The 16,817-nt window shown below is 44.6% G+C and carries 16 protein-coding genes; 9 read left to right on the top strand and 7 right to left on the bottom strand.

Annotated features, from left to right (window positions below; translation table 11 throughout):
• The first annotated feature begins 116 nt into the window (after positions 1-116).
• Positions 117-1,313 (top strand): porin, encoded by a 1,197-nt coding sequence (locus ACE1OE_RS12895; RefSeq protein WP_449211317.1) that lies wholly within the window; start codon positions 117-119, stop codon positions 1,311-1,313.
• A gap of 351 nt (positions 1,314-1,664) precedes the next feature.
• Positions 1,665-2,561, top strand: a complete 897-nt coding sequence (locus ACE1OE_RS12890) for a hypothetical protein (protein WP_449211316.1) — start codon at positions 1,665-1,667, stop codon at positions 2,559-2,561.
• Between the two features lie 67 nt (positions 2,562-2,628).
• Here ACE1OE_RS12890 and ACE1OE_RS12885 read toward each other — a convergent pair whose 3' ends face one another.
• Positions 2,629-3,507, bottom strand: coding sequence for a LysR family transcriptional regulator (locus ACE1OE_RS12885; RefSeq protein ID WP_372061307.1), 879 nt, complete (start codon positions 3,505-3,507; stop codon positions 2,629-2,631).
• Positions 3,508-3,598: 91 nt separating this feature from the next.
• Between ACE1OE_RS12885 and ACE1OE_RS12880 the strand changes: the two genes are divergently transcribed.
• From ACE1OE_RS12880 to ACE1OE_RS12855, 6 genes are all read left to right on the top strand, one after another.
• Positions 3,599-4,480, top strand: a complete 882-nt coding sequence (locus ACE1OE_RS12880; protein ID WP_449211315.1) for a DMT family transporter — start codon at positions 3,599-3,601, stop codon at positions 4,478-4,480.
• A 92-nt stretch (positions 4,481-4,572) separates the two neighbouring features.
• Positions 4,573-5,583: an ABC transporter substrate-binding protein gene (locus tag ACE1OE_RS12875; protein ID WP_449211314.1), complete on the top strand. Its 1,011-nt coding sequence runs from the start codon at positions 4,573-4,575 to the stop codon at positions 5,581-5,583.
• Between the two features lie 449 nt (positions 5,584-6,032).
• Positions 6,033-6,926 (top strand): ABC transporter permease, encoded by an 894-nt coding sequence (locus tag ACE1OE_RS12870; RefSeq protein WP_102470156.1) that lies wholly within the window; start codon positions 6,033-6,035, stop codon positions 6,924-6,926.
• A complete protein-coding gene (locus ACE1OE_RS12865) occupies positions 6,926-8,191 on the top strand; it encodes a quaternary amine ABC transporter ATP-binding protein (protein ID WP_449211313.1) in 1,266 nt (421 codons plus the stop codon). Before ACE1OE_RS12870 ends, ACE1OE_RS12865 begins: the two co-directional genes overlap by 1 nt.
• Before the next feature lie 326 nt (positions 8,192-8,517).
• Complete coding sequence (locus tag ACE1OE_RS12860; RefSeq protein WP_449211312.1) at positions 8,518-9,033, top strand: hypothetical protein; 516 nt, start codon at positions 8,518-8,520, stop codon at positions 9,031-9,033.
• A 113-nt stretch (positions 9,034-9,146) separates the two neighbouring features.
• On the top strand, positions 9,147-10,337 hold the full coding sequence (locus ACE1OE_RS12855; protein ID WP_449211311.1) for an MFS transporter: 1,191 nt from the start codon (positions 9,147-9,149) through the stop codon (positions 10,335-10,337).
• 119 nt (positions 10,338-10,456) lie between these two features.
• Here ACE1OE_RS12855 and ACE1OE_RS12850 read toward each other — a convergent pair whose 3' ends face one another.
• On the bottom strand, positions 10,457-10,606 hold the full coding sequence (locus tag ACE1OE_RS12850) for a hypothetical protein (RefSeq protein ID WP_198593099.1): 150 nt from the start codon (positions 10,604-10,606) through the stop codon (positions 10,457-10,459).
• Positions 10,607-10,877: 271 nt separating this feature from the next.
• Between ACE1OE_RS12850 and idi the strand changes: the two genes are divergently transcribed.
• On the top strand, positions 10,878-11,423 hold the full coding sequence (idi, locus tag ACE1OE_RS12845) for an isopentenyl-diphosphate Delta-isomerase (protein ID WP_102470152.1): 546 nt from the start codon (positions 10,878-10,880) through the stop codon (positions 11,421-11,423).
• Positions 11,424-11,492: 69 nt separating this feature from the next.
• On the opposite strand, the gene ACE1OE_RS12840 is transcribed toward idi, so the two are convergent.
• Genes ACE1OE_RS12840 through ACE1OE_RS12820 form a run of 5 tightly spaced genes read right to left on the bottom strand, consistent with a single transcriptional unit; the run spans position 11,493 to position 16,671 of the window.
• The gene (locus ACE1OE_RS12840) at positions 11,493-12,683 is read right to left on the bottom strand and encodes a hypothetical protein (RefSeq protein ID WP_449211310.1); all 1,191 of its coding nucleotides are present in this window, start codon (positions 12,681-12,683) and stop codon (positions 11,493-11,495) included.
• A gap of 15 nt (positions 12,684-12,698) precedes the next feature.
• Positions 12,699-13,391: an ABC transporter ATP-binding protein gene (locus ACE1OE_RS12835; RefSeq protein WP_449211309.1), complete on the bottom strand. Its 693-nt coding sequence runs from the start codon at positions 13,389-13,391 to the stop codon at positions 12,699-12,701.
• Positions 13,392-13,399: 8 nt separating this feature from the next.
• On the bottom strand, positions 13,400-14,635 hold the full coding sequence (locus tag ACE1OE_RS12830; protein ID WP_449211308.1) for an ABC transporter permease: 1,236 nt from the start codon (positions 14,633-14,635) through the stop codon (positions 13,400-13,402).
• On the bottom strand, positions 14,625-15,896 hold the full coding sequence (locus ACE1OE_RS12825) for an ABC transporter permease (RefSeq protein ID WP_449211307.1): 1,272 nt from the start codon (positions 15,894-15,896) through the stop codon (positions 14,625-14,627). The genes ACE1OE_RS12830 and ACE1OE_RS12825 overlap by 11 nt, the downstream gene beginning before the upstream one ends.
• Positions 15,897-15,927: 31 nt before the next feature.
• On the bottom strand, positions 15,928-16,671 hold the full coding sequence (locus ACE1OE_RS12820) for an outer membrane lipoprotein-sorting protein (protein ID WP_372061325.1): 744 nt from the start codon (positions 16,669-16,671) through the stop codon (positions 15,928-15,930).
• Positions 16,672-16,817 lie beyond the last annotated feature (146 nt).

Genomic DNA, 16,817 nt, shown 5'->3' with positions numbered 1-16,817 from the left:
AGTTCATTAACAACCATTATACATATCAATAATCAAAGTATTATCTAATTAATAAAGCAGTCGCTAGTATTTCAAACAAACACTAGCTTTTAATTACCTAATATAAGTACAAAAATATGAAACATTTAAATTTTTCTCACGCCCTTTCCTTGCTGACTTTGGCAACTTTTTCTTCCACTGCAGTGGAGCTTTACAGCGATAACAATACAGAACTTACCATGTATGGTGCCATTGCCGCTCAGATGAGCAGCTACCATTACGACCCTGAATCGCCAATGGGCAGCGCCGACGCTATTGGTTATGAATCTGGCAATCTGTATGTTGAAGATCCCGGTTCTTGGATGGGCTTCGATGTGGTTCACACTCTAGGCGACTATCGAGCCATCGTGAAGCTTGAGTGGGACGTCAACTTTGGTACGCAATCCGACGAATCGGAGATCGCACTTGCACAGCGCCAAACTTATGTCGGCTTTGGTCATACAAACCTTGGCGAGATTACGATTGGTCGACAAGAAAGCCCTTATGTGAAGTCAGACATTGGGTATTACTCCTACTGGGCGGGCGGTTTGAATATGATGCAGTCGGATCAACTTGGCAGCCGTCGCACTAAAAATACGTTAGTGTGGAAGAAAGAAACCGACAACTTTTATATTGGGCTTCAATACCAAGCCAAACGTTCTGAAGACCATATTGGCTTTGGTAACCGTTTAAACTTTGGTGCATTTCTGCCTGCGGTCAGTGACGAAATTACCATTGATAGTGGGTTTGGGGCGGCAACCGCATATACCAATGCTTGGGGAACGTATTTCGTCGCCGCATACAACCAAGCCGATAATATATCGGGAAGTGTCATCGATCTGCTCGGAGACATATCTCAAGATATCATTCTAAAAGATGCCAATATCAAACAGTTTGCGCTGGGTATCGAGCATCATTTCTGTGAGGGTGCGGCGTCACTATCCGCACGATTTGAGCGTTTTGAAGCCCGCAACGGTTCAAGTGGCACACCATTCAACACCACCACCGATAACGTTGGCCTTGGAGCAAATGTTTATGTCACCGACTCTGTTCGCGTCTATGGCGGGTATGAATTTGGTATTGAGCGAAACAATGACACAAACGCGATTGGAACCAAGACGTCAATGTTTAACATTGGTAGCGCCTGGGCACCTGTTCCTTGGGGCGAAATCTATCTAGAGTCCTACGCAGATGCGGTGACTCTCAATGATTCAACCAACTGGGTTGCAGGCGGCACCCACGATTATTATGGGCAAAATGTACACGTATTCTTGGGCGCAGCTGTTTTCTTTTAACGCCTTCTAGCGCTTTGTTAATGCCATGCGGTTCGTAATATGACGAAAAGCTGCGGTTGTGATATCGCATGTTGTTGGTATTAACAGCGCCCTCTTGTCTCAATTCATGTTGGAAGAGCGGTATATTGCTGCTCTTCCATCATTTTTGAAGGCCTTTCACAGGTGGCTACCGCCTTTAAAGCGTCTTCAGCCTACGCTGTCTCTCCTCATTCAACGTCTCCTACTTTGTCGGTCACCGAATGCATATCAACAGAGCACGATCAGCCGTCTTTCGAGTAAGATCACAACAAAGTGCTATTATTTTACATAGAGTTGTATTGATTAAAGAATAGACAACAAGGAAGGTAAGGTATGTACGACCTAAAAAAAGAGTATGACCAATTTGGCCCTTGGTTGGTCGAAATTAAGTCTGAACAAGACATTCCGCCTCAGTTCTTCGAGCAACAGCACTTCTTTGAAGGTGCACTCTACAGCTTCAAAATTCCTGTACATCAAGAACGAAGAAATATGAAGCCGGGTATGTTGCTGTATCCTGAAGTGGTGATTATTCAAAAAGAGTTCATTCTACATTTGAAAATCGACGGTGAGCGCATCCATGCCGATAAGATGTGGTACACCGACGTGCTATTCCTCACCCATGGCGGTGACTTACTCGATAACTTTATTGGATTACAATCAATCCAAGGTGAAATGGTCATCAAATATAATTTGGTGTCGCAAGATGTCGCCAGCAGCGTCATTAAACTGTTACGGGAAATTGTTTCACCTAGAAACACGTACCCGATCCCTGCCAATAGCAATGATCAATCCTTGACGGATAAAGTCACCTATAGCTTCTACTGTGGTACAGAACAAATACTTGAGCCTTTACATATTTTGGCGTACCAAAGTGAAAAACTACTCACCGATCGTAAACGAAGCAGTTTGATGGATCTTTACCATAATTTCACTCAACACAAGTTATTGCGCTCTATGATCATGACCGACGGCGTTGACCTTATCATTGCCAATCAGGGAAAACACATCATTGATGTCAAAGACACCAACTACAAATTTGGTCACACCTTTATTCGCCTTGATTTGATTGAAAGCGTCTCCATCACTCCCCATGCACACTTTCCTGAGCTCAATAATTTAATATTGAAAGTTGGACTCTGCGATTTCACGCTCGCCGTCGATAATCAATTTTCGATCAATAAGGTAACTGAGCTTCTTCATAGCACAAGCTTGATCGAAGAACCGGCTTAGTGAAGCCGGGGCAGGCAGTTAAACCTTTCGTCGTCTCCTTTGTGTGGAGACGGCCACCATATGGTGGTTAACACTGTTGCTGGAGCCAATTGGCCAATTTTTTGATCTCAACCTGTCTTGCTCGACTTTTCTTATACACGAAATAGAAATGATCACCCGTGTCTAGACCATGAGAAGGCACCACAACCAAATCTTGAAGATCTTTGTCGGTCATCATATAACCATTGGCAAAGGCAATTCCTTGGTCGTATTTGGCGGCTTCTACCGCCAATAACATATGGCTAAAATGTTGCATATCAAGACCATGCGGTAATTCAAAACCACCCGCTTCACACCATTTATGCCAATCTTTGCCTCTTTCGTGCAAAACAGAATCGGTCGACAAAATCGGGTAGTTCCAAAGTGCGTCAGGAAACGGCTGGTCATGGATCTCTTTCCAAATCTTTTGACTGCACACGGGATAAAGGACTTCGTTGTAAAGTGGCTCAGCAACGTAGTTGCGCGCAGGTTGTTCTACCGTAATAAAGCAATCGCCGGTGGCATCCGATAAATCGGGGTCTTCGGCAACCATGTTGAGTGTCAATTCTATTTCCGGATACAAACGCTTAAATTCAGACAATCGTGGGATCAACCATTTGACCGCCAGTGAACTGTACAGAGCGAGTCTTATCGTCCCCTGCTCTCCTTCTCTTATCCGCTGACTCGCTTTGGCAATAGAGGCGATCGCGGGATTCACCTCTTCGAGATACTGCTCTCCGGTTTCTGTCAGCGAGAGCTTTCGACCCTGTCTCAAAAACAAGGGCTCACCTAAATAATCTTCAAGTAAACGAATCTGATGACTGATGGCACTTTGAGTGACATTGAGTTCATCGGCAGCTTTCGAAAAGCTTAGATTGCGCGCCACTGATTCAAAATAATGAACGGAGCGTAAGGGAGGGAGCTTCATTATCTAAATATCTCATACTAAGTAAATATTTATCACTTAACTTCATCCTATGACATCACTATGCTCTCGTAAAGTAGCAAAGGAGAACAAAATGAAAAGCATGTCAGTCGGCACCGCAATGTTATTGCTTGTCTTCGGAAACCAAATAGCAATCTTGTCGGATGCGCTGATTAAAAGCGTAGGGAATGACGTGGCTGTTTTTCAATTCGTGTTGTTTCGTCAGCTTTCGGCCGTGCTCATTCTATTACCGCTATTTTTGCTCAGTAAACCTAAAAATCTCACTGAAGGCATTAAATGGCACGCGGTCAGAGCACACGTTTGGCTGTTTGGCGCCATCTTCATGGTATACGCTATTTCTGCTATGCCACTGGCCACAGCGAACGCTATTTTTTACGCCGCCCCGCTGATGATGTTGCCATTGGCCTCGCTATTCTTTAAAGAAAAACTGTCGTCACAAACCATTGCTGCCGCAGTAATGGGGTTCGCCGGTGTATTAGTCATTATTAGACCCGACCAAATCGACTTTGCAGCACTCGCCGCGCTTGTCGTTGCGCTGAGCATTGCTATCAATAACCTACTAATACGAAAACTACCCAAGCACCAATCGGTTGTTCACACCTTGTTCGTGACTAACCTTGTCGGTATTCCCGTTTCGCTGTGCTTAGTCTATCTAGAGGGTGAAACTTGGGATTGGAACGCATTCCCGACAGCAGCGGCGTCAAGTTTATTTATATTGATTTACGCAGCCACGTGCGTATTGACCTATCGCTCGGTAGACAGCAATAAAATTGCCAGCGCAGAATACAGCGGGTTGATCGGTGCCGTCGTAGTTGGGTTACTTTGGTTCGACGAAATGCCCGATATCTTCATGGCCGTTGGTACGCTTATGATCGTTATTCCTATCATCTGGCTGACTAAGCATGAAAAAAAGCGCAACAAGTCGCATAATTCATCAGCATTAATTGACGGATAAGTGATCTGTGTATTAACAGAACAGGAATGTGGTTTGTAATATTTTTTAACATTCCATATACTTAATAGTGAACCCTGATATGGAAAATCACTATGAAATACCTTGCAAGGAAATTGCTGTTCTCTTCTCTTTTTTTAGCTACCTCCCTCCAAACTGTCTCTGCTAGCGAATGCGCCCCTGTTACTATCGCTGATATGAACTGGAACTCGGCAACCCTCATTGCCAATATCGACAAATTCATTCTCGAGCATGGTTACGACTGTCCAGCTGAGTTAGTACCGGGCGATACCATGCCCACTGGCGCATCCATGATATCCAAAGGTCAACCTGACATTGCACCTGAGTTCTGGAGTAACTCAATGCGTGAAGCACTCGATGCCGGTGTAAAAGAAGGACGCATTGAATACGCGGGTACGACGCTGTCTGATGGCGGAGAAGAAGGCTTTTGGGTGCCAGCTTATATGGTAGAAAAAGACCCTTCACTTGCCACCATCAAAGGCGTTATTGCAAATGCCAAGCAATTTGAACACCCAGAAGACCCATCCAAGTCGGCCTTTTATTCTTGCCCAGCGGGTTGGAACTGCCAAATTTCGGCGGGTAACCTATTTACGGCACTCAACCTAGAAGAAGCTGGTTTTGACGTTATCGATCCAGGGTCAGGTGCGGGCTTATCTGGTTCAATTGCCAAAGCCTATGAGCGCGAAGAAGCATGGTTTGGCTATTACTGGGCACCGACCGCGGTACTGGGTAAATATAAAATGGTTAAAGTCGATTTTGGTAGTGGTATTGACGCCACACAATTCAAAGACTGCATCACTAGCGAAGACTGTTTAGATCCAAAACCAACGATGTATCCACCTTCTGTTGTAGAAACTGTGGTTACGACAGCATTTGCTAAAAATTCACCTGACGCGATGGCGTATTTTGATAAACGTGAATTTACTAACGCGCAAATGAACGGTTTACTTGCTTGGATGGAAGACGAGCAAGCCGATGGTGAATATGCCGCTGAACATTTCATGAAAGAATACAAAGACACATGGGCAGCGTGGTTGCCCGCTGACGTCGCAACAAAAGTACAAATGGCCATCGATAAACTATAAATCGCCATTCGTCTTTAACGACGTTCAATCGCAAATAGACAGCGGTCATAACGATCGCTGTCTTATTTCTCCGCCATTTAGCTAAGCACAAAAACATTTTGCTTAACGTTTACGTTAGATGGCGCATTTTATTTACTGATACAACTTTACAACGACAACAACTATGGTCGTTTTTGGAATAGTGTTCACTCTTCAACAGTACAGTGCAATGCCCCATCAATTCGTACGATGCTAGCAAATAAGCTTGCCGCAAATGAATGACTTAGTGGTAAGTGAATCGGTTAGTGTCATATGGGGTGGTCAATGGAAATAGAAGATAAGACGCGAAACAGAACGACATTTTTACTATTGAGCCGCAGATAGGTATCCGACTTATCCAGTATCAACAAACATTGGTGCTAAAGAAAATACGGCAATAAATAGTGGCATAAGTGGTCAAGGAGTGACAGATGTTCGATGCCAGCTGGTTGAGTGAAATTCCTCAACTCGATAGAAAACAATTGCTCGATATACGCAAAACACTTGATGGCGCATACCGAGAATTCTCAAGAGAATACGGAGACATGATTGAATCCTTATTCGACCCGTTACTTAGCTTTCTCATATGGTTTGAGAAGCTACTTCTCACTAGCCCTTGGTGGTTAATCATTGGTATTCTCGCCGGCCTAGCTTACGTTGCAAGTCGGTCGTGGAAACTCACCCTCTCTGTGGCTGTTGCTTTCTTTTTGATTGGCTTCTTTGGTATGTGGGACAATACCATGCGAACCATGAGTATTATTCTCGTCTCAACCTTTGTCGCCATTGCCCTCGGGATACCGACTGGGATAATCATGGCGCAGTCCAAAAAAGCACGAGCCATCATCACACCGATATTAGACATTATGCAGACGATGCCTGCATTTGTGTATCTCATTCCAGTCGTGATGCTGCTAGGTATCGGTAAAATTCCAGGCGTAATCGCCGTGGTAATTTATGCGATTCCTCCTGTCATTCGTTTAACCGACTTAGGCATCCGATTAGTCGATAAAGAAGTGCTAGAAGCCTCTACTGCTTTTGGTGCCAGCCCGATGCAACGCTTATTTGGTGTTCAAGTACCGCTAGCAATGCCCAACATTATGGCAGGTATTAACCAAACCATTATGATGGCTCTTGCCATGGTAGTGATTGCCTCTATGATTGGCGTAAAAGGACTGGGGCAACCGGTTCTTAAGTCAATCACAAACCAATACTTCACGCTCGGCCTACTCAATGGTTTGGCCATTGTCGCGCTGGCTATCATTTTCGACCGCGTCTCGCAAAGCTATGCTAAGCGCACGCAGGCACATCTAGGAGGACGAGACTAATGACTCAACCTCAACCTATTATTCAGATTAGAAATCTGTACAAGATCTTTGGCCCAAAACACAAATCTTATATACAAGCCGTTAAAGACGGTGAGAGCAAAGACGACCTTTTGGCGCGAACCGGTCACACGCTTGGCCTGCAAAATATCAATCTTGATATTTATCCTGGTGAGATATTTGTCATCATGGGGCTTTCAGGCTCTGGTAAATCGACCATGATTCGTCATTTCAATCGCCTAATTGAGCCTTCTGAAGGCGAGATCATTGTCGATGGATCTGATGTAATGAAGCTATCTAAGAAAGGGCTTCAGGACTTTAGACGTAACAAGATGTCGATGGTCTTTCAACGATTTGGCCTACTCCCCCACAAAACGGTATTGGACAACGTCGCTTACGGTTTGCAGATTCAAGGCTTGAGCAAAGAAGAGCGCTTCAAAAAAGCCAACGAATGGATACAAACCGTAGGCCTTGAAGGCTATGAAAAGCAATACCCAAGCCAGCTATCAGGCGGGCAACAACAACGTGTCGGATTAGCTCGAGCCTTGTGCACTGACGCTGATATTTTATTGATGGATGAAGCGTTTTCAGCCCTTGATCCGCTCATTCGTAGTGAAATGCAAGATCAGTTGATTGAGCTTCAAGAGAAGCTTCACAAGACCATTATCTTTATTACTCACGATTTGGATGAAGCGCTTCGTATCGGCGATCGCATCGCTATTCTTCGCGATGGTATGGTCGTCCAACAAGACAAGCCTGTAGACATCTTACTGAACCCAGCCGACGATTACGTTGAAGCGTTCGTTAAAGACGTCAACAGAGCGCGTGCACTGACGGTTGAAACGGTCATGCAGCCACCAATCTCGCGTATTACTGCCGAGACGTTAGGTGAAGCGATTGCACAGATGCGCCGCTCTTCTGAAGACTTTGGCTATGTCGTCAATGATGATGGCTATCAAGGCGTGATTACTCAAGAAGCACTCGATCAAGTTGAGAAAAAGGATTACCACAAAGAAATCCCGGCTCAGATGCTCGACGATGTTCCAGCCGTGCAAAGTGATGCACTACTTGAAGCCGTGATACCAGAAACGCTAGACAGTGACCATCCATTGCCTGTTGTGGATGACAATGGCGAGTTACAGGGTCACCTATCTAAATCTACGCTTGCAGATGTCCTTAGTGACACATCGCCATCAGAATCAGACCCAGAATCAAAACCTGAGTCCGATAGCGAAAAAACGCCTCCAGTAAAGAATAGCGCAGCCTAGCTGCGTACTGCCCTCATCGACATCTTAACGCTGTCATTGAGGGCAGACATTCACTCAAACAAACCCAAGAAAGATAATATTTCCCGATAAAATATTATCTTCTTACAAACATATAATTCAATCATCAAGCCTTAATTCCACTCACTATCACTGCGACCAATGCGTCTGAGCATTAATTGAACATCAATGAATTAAATTCATAGTTGTTGGTATCTAACTCCAATTAATCAGGCACTTACCACAATTTTAATAGTGACCCTGCTCGCGACAATCTATAAAATCCGCGCCCAATCCGTTTAACTTAACGCCCTACAGAGAACAACAACATGAATCAAGTATTCAACTCCATACACATAACAAAAACTGTGCTTCTTACACTTTGGATTGTCGCGGGTACCGCTATTTTACAAGAGCTAGGTATTCACGATAAGTGGCCAGCCTTCCTAGCGCTCATCTTTTTCTTTGAAGCCAAGTTCGACCTTAGTAAGCTTAAAAACATCTTCGCAGCAGGCATCACCGGTATTGCGATGGGTATGCTAATCCCTACCGTGTTAGGCACGTTAGCCCCATTTGTTGGCGGTATAAACGCGTTTTATATCTATGTCGGTGGTGTGGTACTGATTACTATTGGCTTAGGTCCTGTGGCGCACTTCGCGTTTAGCTACATCACTTTTACTTATGTGGTCATGTGTATTCTGCACAAAGACCATGTTGTTGAGCACGGTTTCTCTTGGATGGCGGTTGGCCTGCTAGGTGGCGCAATGTACATTGCTGGCGTAACAGTCATTGCTAAGTTTCTCGCACAGCAACAAGCAAAAGCCGAGCTACAAAGCCAAGCGTAAACCAATATAGTGTCAAGAGAAGTGCATTGCTCCCTCAATGCACTTCTTTCTTTTCCTCACCATTTCTTGTACAACAGTCAAAGCCTCTATTTTCTTTTACTTGGATCGTTTAAATGAAGAACCTGCCATGGAATGCTTGGTTACTCGCCTGCGTACAGCCGTTCGTTTTATCCGTTGGTGCACTAAATGTATTTCTTGGCGGCATTATTGGTGCGACGTTACATGATTCCCCTGCTTACGCCACGCTTCCTGTCACGACCCTCATCCTTGGTGTGTCACTCAACGTTTTCCCAGCGGCAAAAATTCAGCACCTTCTTGGCAGGAAAAAAGCATTCATTATCGCTGCACTCATTAGTAGCTTGGCGGCGTTTTTTGCGAGTTGGACGATTGAGCTAGGCAATTTCTGGGGGTTCGCATTCAGTACTTTTATCCTAGGAACACAACTGTCGTATGTCGGGCAGTATCGATTTGCCGCTATTGAGAGTTGCGACAACGCGACTCAACATGCCTCTGTGATCAGCTTGGTCTTAGTTGGTGGTATTGCGGCGGCTTGGGTAGGACCAGAATTACTAAACTGGGGTCAACTGATTGGTGTATTTGACTCTGCTTACGCCAACGCATACATGGCGATGGGGGTATTGGAACTGATTGGTGCGATGGTCATTGCTCTAGGAATGAAGCCCCTCCAAATTCCAGAAGTAAGCAATAATTCCGGTATCGTCAGGCCTGTCCATCAATTATTTCGTCAACCTTTGTTATGGCTCGCGATTGGATCCGGCTTAACCGCGTACGCCGTAATGGCGTTTTTGATGACCGCCACCCCACTTGCCATGTCGGAGCATGGACATGATATCCAAAATGCAAAATGGGTCATTCAAAGTCATGTCATGGCGATGTATCTCCCTTCGCTCATCACTCCCTTTATCATTAAACGAATCGGACTTTATAAACTGATTACATTGGGCAGTATTATCTTGCTCGGATGTATTGCTATTGGTCTAATCGGTCACTCCGTCCACCACTATTGGTGGGCGCTCGTCGCATTAGGCGTTGGCTGGAACTTTCTGTTTATTGGCGGAACCACACTTTTGCCGCAAACTTATCGCCCACACGAGCGGTTTAAAGTTCAAGCGATCAACGATTTCTCCATCACTACCTTTCAGGCGGCAGGATCATTAGGTGCTGGTATCGTATTATTTTCACAAGGATGGACATGGATGCTGTTTGCATCGCTATTCCCGATAGGATTATTGTTGATACTGAATTTTTCAGTAAAACTCAATAACTCGATGAAAAATGCATAGCCGATGATACCCAACGTGACACCCGCTTAAATAAAAACGCCTAACATAAACTATGTTAGGCGTTTTTATTGCATTCTGTTCGACTGCGTCAAAGCAAGCATAAATGATAAAATCAATGGTTAAACAACAAACTCAACCATACCGCTTTGTAGCTCAAAGCCCTCTTTTTCTTCAACCCAACATTCTACCAACTGGCCTTCAACGTCAAGACGCTCACAATCTTCCAACACACCAAACTGTCCGTTAGTTAGCTTCACCACTACATCCATATTCACTTCCTTTTTATTGTTGGGTCTCATAAATAACAATAGACTCAAACCAAATAAAATCAACAGATTACGACTAAAGTTTAATACGCCCTTTCATCACGTCGATACAGCGTCTTAGGCTTAGCATGCAAGTATTTCTTATTTACACCGTGATATATATTTTGGTCATGGTATAGTCGCCTCGCTCGCGAAAGGAACGAAGTGAGTTAGACTTAATGAGTAATCAAAGCTTGGAGCTTTGCACACTTCCAGTAGCAGTAAGGCAAACAATATGTATGACGATATAGTGGTCATTGTAGACCGATTGGGTAACCAAATTGGTGTAGAAGAAAAACTGAATACTCACCGTCTAGGCCTGAGGCATTTGGCATTTTCCGTCATGCTGTACCGAAAAACTGCTAATGGGTTTGAGTACCTACTTCAAAAACGCGCCCTAAACAAATATCACAGCGCAGGACTCTGGACCAACACCTGTTGCTCTCACCCTCGCCCAGAAGAATCGATCATCGCCGCGTCAACACGACGTTTAGTTGAAGAGATGGGCATTGATGCAACGTTGGAACTGGAAGACATTGGACATATAAGCTATTGCGCTAAATTTTCGAATGGCCTCACTGAAAATGAACTGGATCATGTCGTTATTGCTCACATCGATGATGTCGCAACCAAACTCAATCCAGACGAAGCATCACAATGCCAGTGGTGGTCAGAGTCACAGGTAGACGCACATTTAGCAAACCAGCGCAGTGATTTTACGGCTTGGTTTCCGTTGGTCTTCGAAAAAATAAAACGACATCTTCATCAATCGAACCAATGAGTCACCACTCATCACTTCAACGATGCTCCTCTGTTGTACCTCAATTGAATACCGATAAAACCATGGGGATTAAAAAGACCATTTGATATTGGCGTACAGCAGCGTAGACGGCGTCTGTCCAAACAAACTTTGCGTGCTACCATCAAAACGCTGAAGTACGGTCAGTAATTGCCAATCATTGGCAAGTGAATAGCTGTTCGACAAACCAACAAAATACGATCCGTCTTCATAATAACTCCCTGACGCAGTAAAGCGATTTAACGCGGATAAATCAAAACTGACATCGGCATATCCCGTATAGCGAGTGAAACTCAGGGTTTTTGCTGTCAATGGCAGTGTCAGATAGGCTTCCGCATCCAAGGCTTCTTGAGGCTCACTGATATACAGCACCGATGCACGGAGCATCCAATTTCGTTGACCGCTAAAACTGAAATCTGTTTCCAGGCTAGAGACTAACGTCGCGTTGTCGTTTTCTTGAGCCCCCCCTTCTCCTTGTGACCACGGATCAAACCAAGTCAACTCACCGCGCAAACTCGCACCATTAATATCGCCAGCAAACCCCGCACCTAGCACATTATCGAGCCCCGAACGACCCACGAGCGTCTGCGCATCCCAACCATTGTAATTGAACAAGTATCGTGCCGAATAACGCTGAAGATCACTGTCTTTGTTCGGGCTATAAACTACGTCAAAGCTGCTGGCAAAACCCAGTTTTCGGCTTATTGATATTGCATCGGTGCCAGGACGTTCCTCGTAATCAAAATCATAAATTGAATACGAGTTGAACAGGTCATTTGGGTTCCAGACGGTATTCATTGCCCAATTTATACGAGAGCGTCCGACGCGAGCATTCCATTGCTCGCCTTGCCAATCTAAATACAGTCGATCGAACTGGCTATTCACAATAAGGTGGTCGTTATCGATAACATTACGGGATAGATCAAAATAACCCGTGTCTAATTCCGCCACTTCTGAATAGTAAGGCAGCGACAAACTATCACCAAACAATGCACGATTGCGCATACCTGCATTAAATCGCAGTGACGATGAAAACCGATATTCATAGTTAAATCGCTGGTGAATGAGGTTATCTAATGAGTTAGCGCCATGATCGGGAATACTACCGGTTGCCATATATTTTACGTAACCATTAAGATCCCAACTTTTTTCAGGTATTAATCCCGGTATTTCGGCTTTCACCTTCACCATATAACATGCCGCGCCAACAATAAAAATGAGTGTTACGACTTTTTTCAACATAGTTAATTCGGTACTCTACTGCTCGACTTGTGGTGTATCAGAGACCAGTTTTCCGTCTTCAAAAACGATGACGCGCTTTGCTCTTTTTATCACGCGAGGGTCATGCGTTGAAAAAATGAAGGTGGTCCCCTCTACTTCATTCAATTGCTGCATGATATCAAGTAGTTCAGAGGTACTTTGTGCATCTAAATTCGCAGTAGGTTCATCCGCCATAACGAAACGAGGTTGAGATGCCAGCGCTCTCGCTACGGCAACCCGTTGTTGTTGTCCACCCGACATCTTGGTCGGTCTTTTGTGTTTTTGCGTGGATAATCCAACCTGATCTAATAAAGTCTCTGCTCGTTCACGACACTTATCCTCAGTTATGCCCTGTAATTGCATCACAAACTCGACATTTTCCAACGCCGTTAATACGGGCAATAAACTGTAATCTTGAAATATGAAACCAATATGGTTGCGTCGAAAGGCAATGCGTTCTTTCTCTGACAATGTGGCGATATCAAGCCCATCGATGACAATTTGTCCAGAGGTTGGTTGATCTATGCCCCCTAGCATATTGAGTATTGTCGTCTTGCCCGATCCAGATGGCCCCATAATGGCCACAAACTCCCCTTCGGCAATCGAAAGCGTTAACCCTTGAACCGCGTACACAGGGAATTCACCGTTGGCGTTATAGGTTTTAGTCAATTTGCTTAGTGTTATTGTCATGGTTTCCTTTAGTGCCTTTCAGCCATCGCCTCAACTGGGCGCTGCTTCAAAATTTGTTGCGCGGGATATAAAGCAGAGAAGATTGATGCCATTAATACGGTCACAAATACCATCAGGTACTGCTCGTAACTGACCTGTGGGTAAAGTAACGAATCAATACCATAAGCACCTAACCCTTCTGAACTTGCCCCAAGCTCAATACCTGTAATGCCCAAAATAGTCATTAACGTAATACTGCTCGCAATCCCCAGTGCGGCTCCAACGCTTCCTAGAAATAGGGTCTCAAGCATGATAAGTGAAAAGATCTTTTGCTTTTGCATACCAACCGCCATCAAGACTCCAAACTCTTGCGTTCGCTCAAACACAGACATCAGCATAATATTGATGATGCCAAATGCCATTGCGACCACAAATACAATCAACATCACTTGATTGCTAATTTTCATCGTACTCATCATTGAAGCAAGCAATGGTTGTATGTCGAACCAAGCTCGCGCTTGTGTTGACGATGGCAACCTCATATTTAGAGCAGTGACGATATCGGTGACCATCGAACGACTATCAGCCCCTAAAGTAGCGGCAACCATAATCGAGTATTCATGAACGTCGCTGAGTTGGGCGACGTGTTGGATATCTGACTTTCGCACCAACACGTTGCCTTCATCGTAACTAACGGACGGTGTTTGAAAAATACCGTTAACTCGAAATGCTGATCCCGTCACCTCACCTTGTGGGTCTGTAAAGGTCAGCACCACTTTTGAACCTATTCGCAGCTGTAAACGCTCGGCTGTTTTCATCGATACAACGATAGGATGGCGACCGCTATCATCTAACCATGCTCCCTCAATAATATGTTGTGATATCGGCGTAAAATTGGCTTCTATCGTTGGGTCCACGCCGACGATCCGCACACCTCTTGTACTTCGTGGGGAAGCAATCATACCGTCAACCAAAAACCTAGATGTCCATTTAAGGATTCGTGGATCATTATTGAATTGGTTGGTGATCGCTTCTGAACCCGGCAGATGAGCATTGATATCCGGATTATCATTAAACTGTTTACTATGAATCTGGATATGGCTTGTCTGCCAAGCAATTGCATTGTGAATCATGTTATCAACAAGACCATTCATAAACCCTATCATGGTCACCACACCTGTTAAGCCAAATATCATGGCTCCCAGCATAATGCTGGTCCTTAGCTTATTGCGCCAAAGGTTTCGCCACGCCATCTTAATGACCATGGGTGCCTCCTTTTAGTGCGCTCACTAAGTTCATTCGTAAAATCCGCCACGTCGGTCCGATAAGACAAACCAACAGTATTACCGCCACCGCAATCGCCTGATTAACAAATAAGTCAGGGTCTAAGTGAACCGGTAAAATAGGCTCAAAACCAGATTCAAGCATCACCTGGGCCGCTTGACCCGTTATCTCGATAGGATGAAAATAAAAATAACTCAACATTGGTATGGCAATAGTAATACCTATGCTTATGCCTAATACGCAAATAAAGGCGGATTCAACAAACAGCAGTCCAACCAATCGAGCTCGACTCATACCAGCCGCGAGCATGACTCCAAATTCACGTTGGCGTTCTAACGTTGTCATCATAATCGTGGCAAATAGACCAAAGCCGACGATACCGTATAAGAGGTAAATGAGAAAAATGCCACCCGCTCGATCTAAGGCGATCTGCTGCGCCAACTCAGGCGACAGCTCTTTCCAATCTCTAACCCTTATTTTCTCACCAAGGTAAGAAGACAAAGACGCTTTCACTTCATCGACGTCATTCAGTCGGTGGGTGTGGAGCACCCAAGACGTTACTTGGTTGCCTGTACTATACAAGGCTTGAGCCTGACCAATAGGCATATAAACCAATTGATTATCTAGGCTCGCTACAGGGAATTTTAAAAGTCCGTTTACAGTGTAAAGCCCTGCAGCAGTCTGCCCTTGGTAACCCTGTCCATAGAGCACAATTTCATCCCCTATGCCAAGGCGTAGATAGTGCGCGAGCCCTTCACCAATCAATACCCCAGGATGACGGATTGCGTTCAATGTTGATGAAATAGTAAGGGGATCATCTTCCGATATTAGGTACTGCCCCTGCGACACCTTGTTACTGATCCCGGAATACCTATTCTCTAGAACAGGATCAACCCCCAACACAATGACGCCTTTCGAACGATCGCCAGCGGCAGCTAATGCGACACTTTCAAGCCTCGGGAGGACAAACTCAATCGACGGCATCGCCGTAAGTTGATTCATTTGATGGATATCACCTGACAATAGATCATCAATACTTGGGTTATCGGCATAACCTGTCGCCTGTAGCTGAATTAAACCGGTATAAAAACGAGCGGTATTATCAATATTGGTGTTATAGCTCCCTTCTTGAAAGCTTCTTGTTAACAATGACAGGACTAACGCGAGTGCAAGTGCAGACGCCGTTAAGATCGTCCGTCGCTTTTGTCGCCATAAATTTCGCCATGCCAGTTTTATCAACATCAATATTCCCTCGACTTAAGTCAGTAACAGGTTAGTCTCGGAGGGCTTTCATTTGATTTTGAGAAAAGAAGCTATCTTCTATCGCAAAATCAAATAATGCGGCATGCGTTATCATCTCAGTTTTTTGTCCCGGTTTGTCTGCTGGAGCCATTTCCATGCGAGTCGCGACCATTCGGCCACCTAACTGCCTCACATCAAAACTCTGCATGGTACTCACCTTTTCATCAAACTCATCATAAAATTCTGCTTTACGTTGCAGGAAATTTGCTTGTGACACCCACAACCTCACCTTACTCCAGACTACTGGTGCGTCAGGCTTTGCTATTGCATCAATCACCCACACCTTCACGCCATCAAAGGTATCTTCCCGAACTAATTGATGAGAGTAGTCCACGACAATTGACGACTGATTGATCAAATCATCATTGGTAAAATCCGATCCCATCCAAGATTGACCAAGCATCGAAGGTGCAATTTTTATCACCCGCTCAATGTTAGGGATCCAATTCCACATTTCGCGATCTCGCTTTAATGATGCAGAGCCTTTATCTTTTGCAGGCGCGGTAACCAAAACCAATGATAACGATTTATCTTTGGTCCAGCTTTTCATGCTCATGCTTCGCGTCCAATTAGGCCTAATGATTCGCATCGTTAATTCAGAATAACTCGATTCACCACGCATAGACTGATCAGACTTTTCAACAATCTCAGTCGGTGTTTGTGCAAGCGTGACTGTACTGCTTATGCATAGTGCAATAGACGCGATGAGTGACATCAATCTCATAAATTGTGACCTTAATATCTCATGATAACAAATAAACTATAACAATTTCAGGGAGTAATAAGTGTGATCTCACCAATATGGAACACAAACGTTCCATATATGGGTCCCTAATTGTCTTTTAGTTACACCGCGCACCA

The sequence above is a fragment of the Vibrio sp. E150_011 genome (assembly GCF_053544015.1).
Note: the sequence above shows the minus strand (reverse complement) of the source record. Positions and strands in the feature narration are given on the sequence as shown.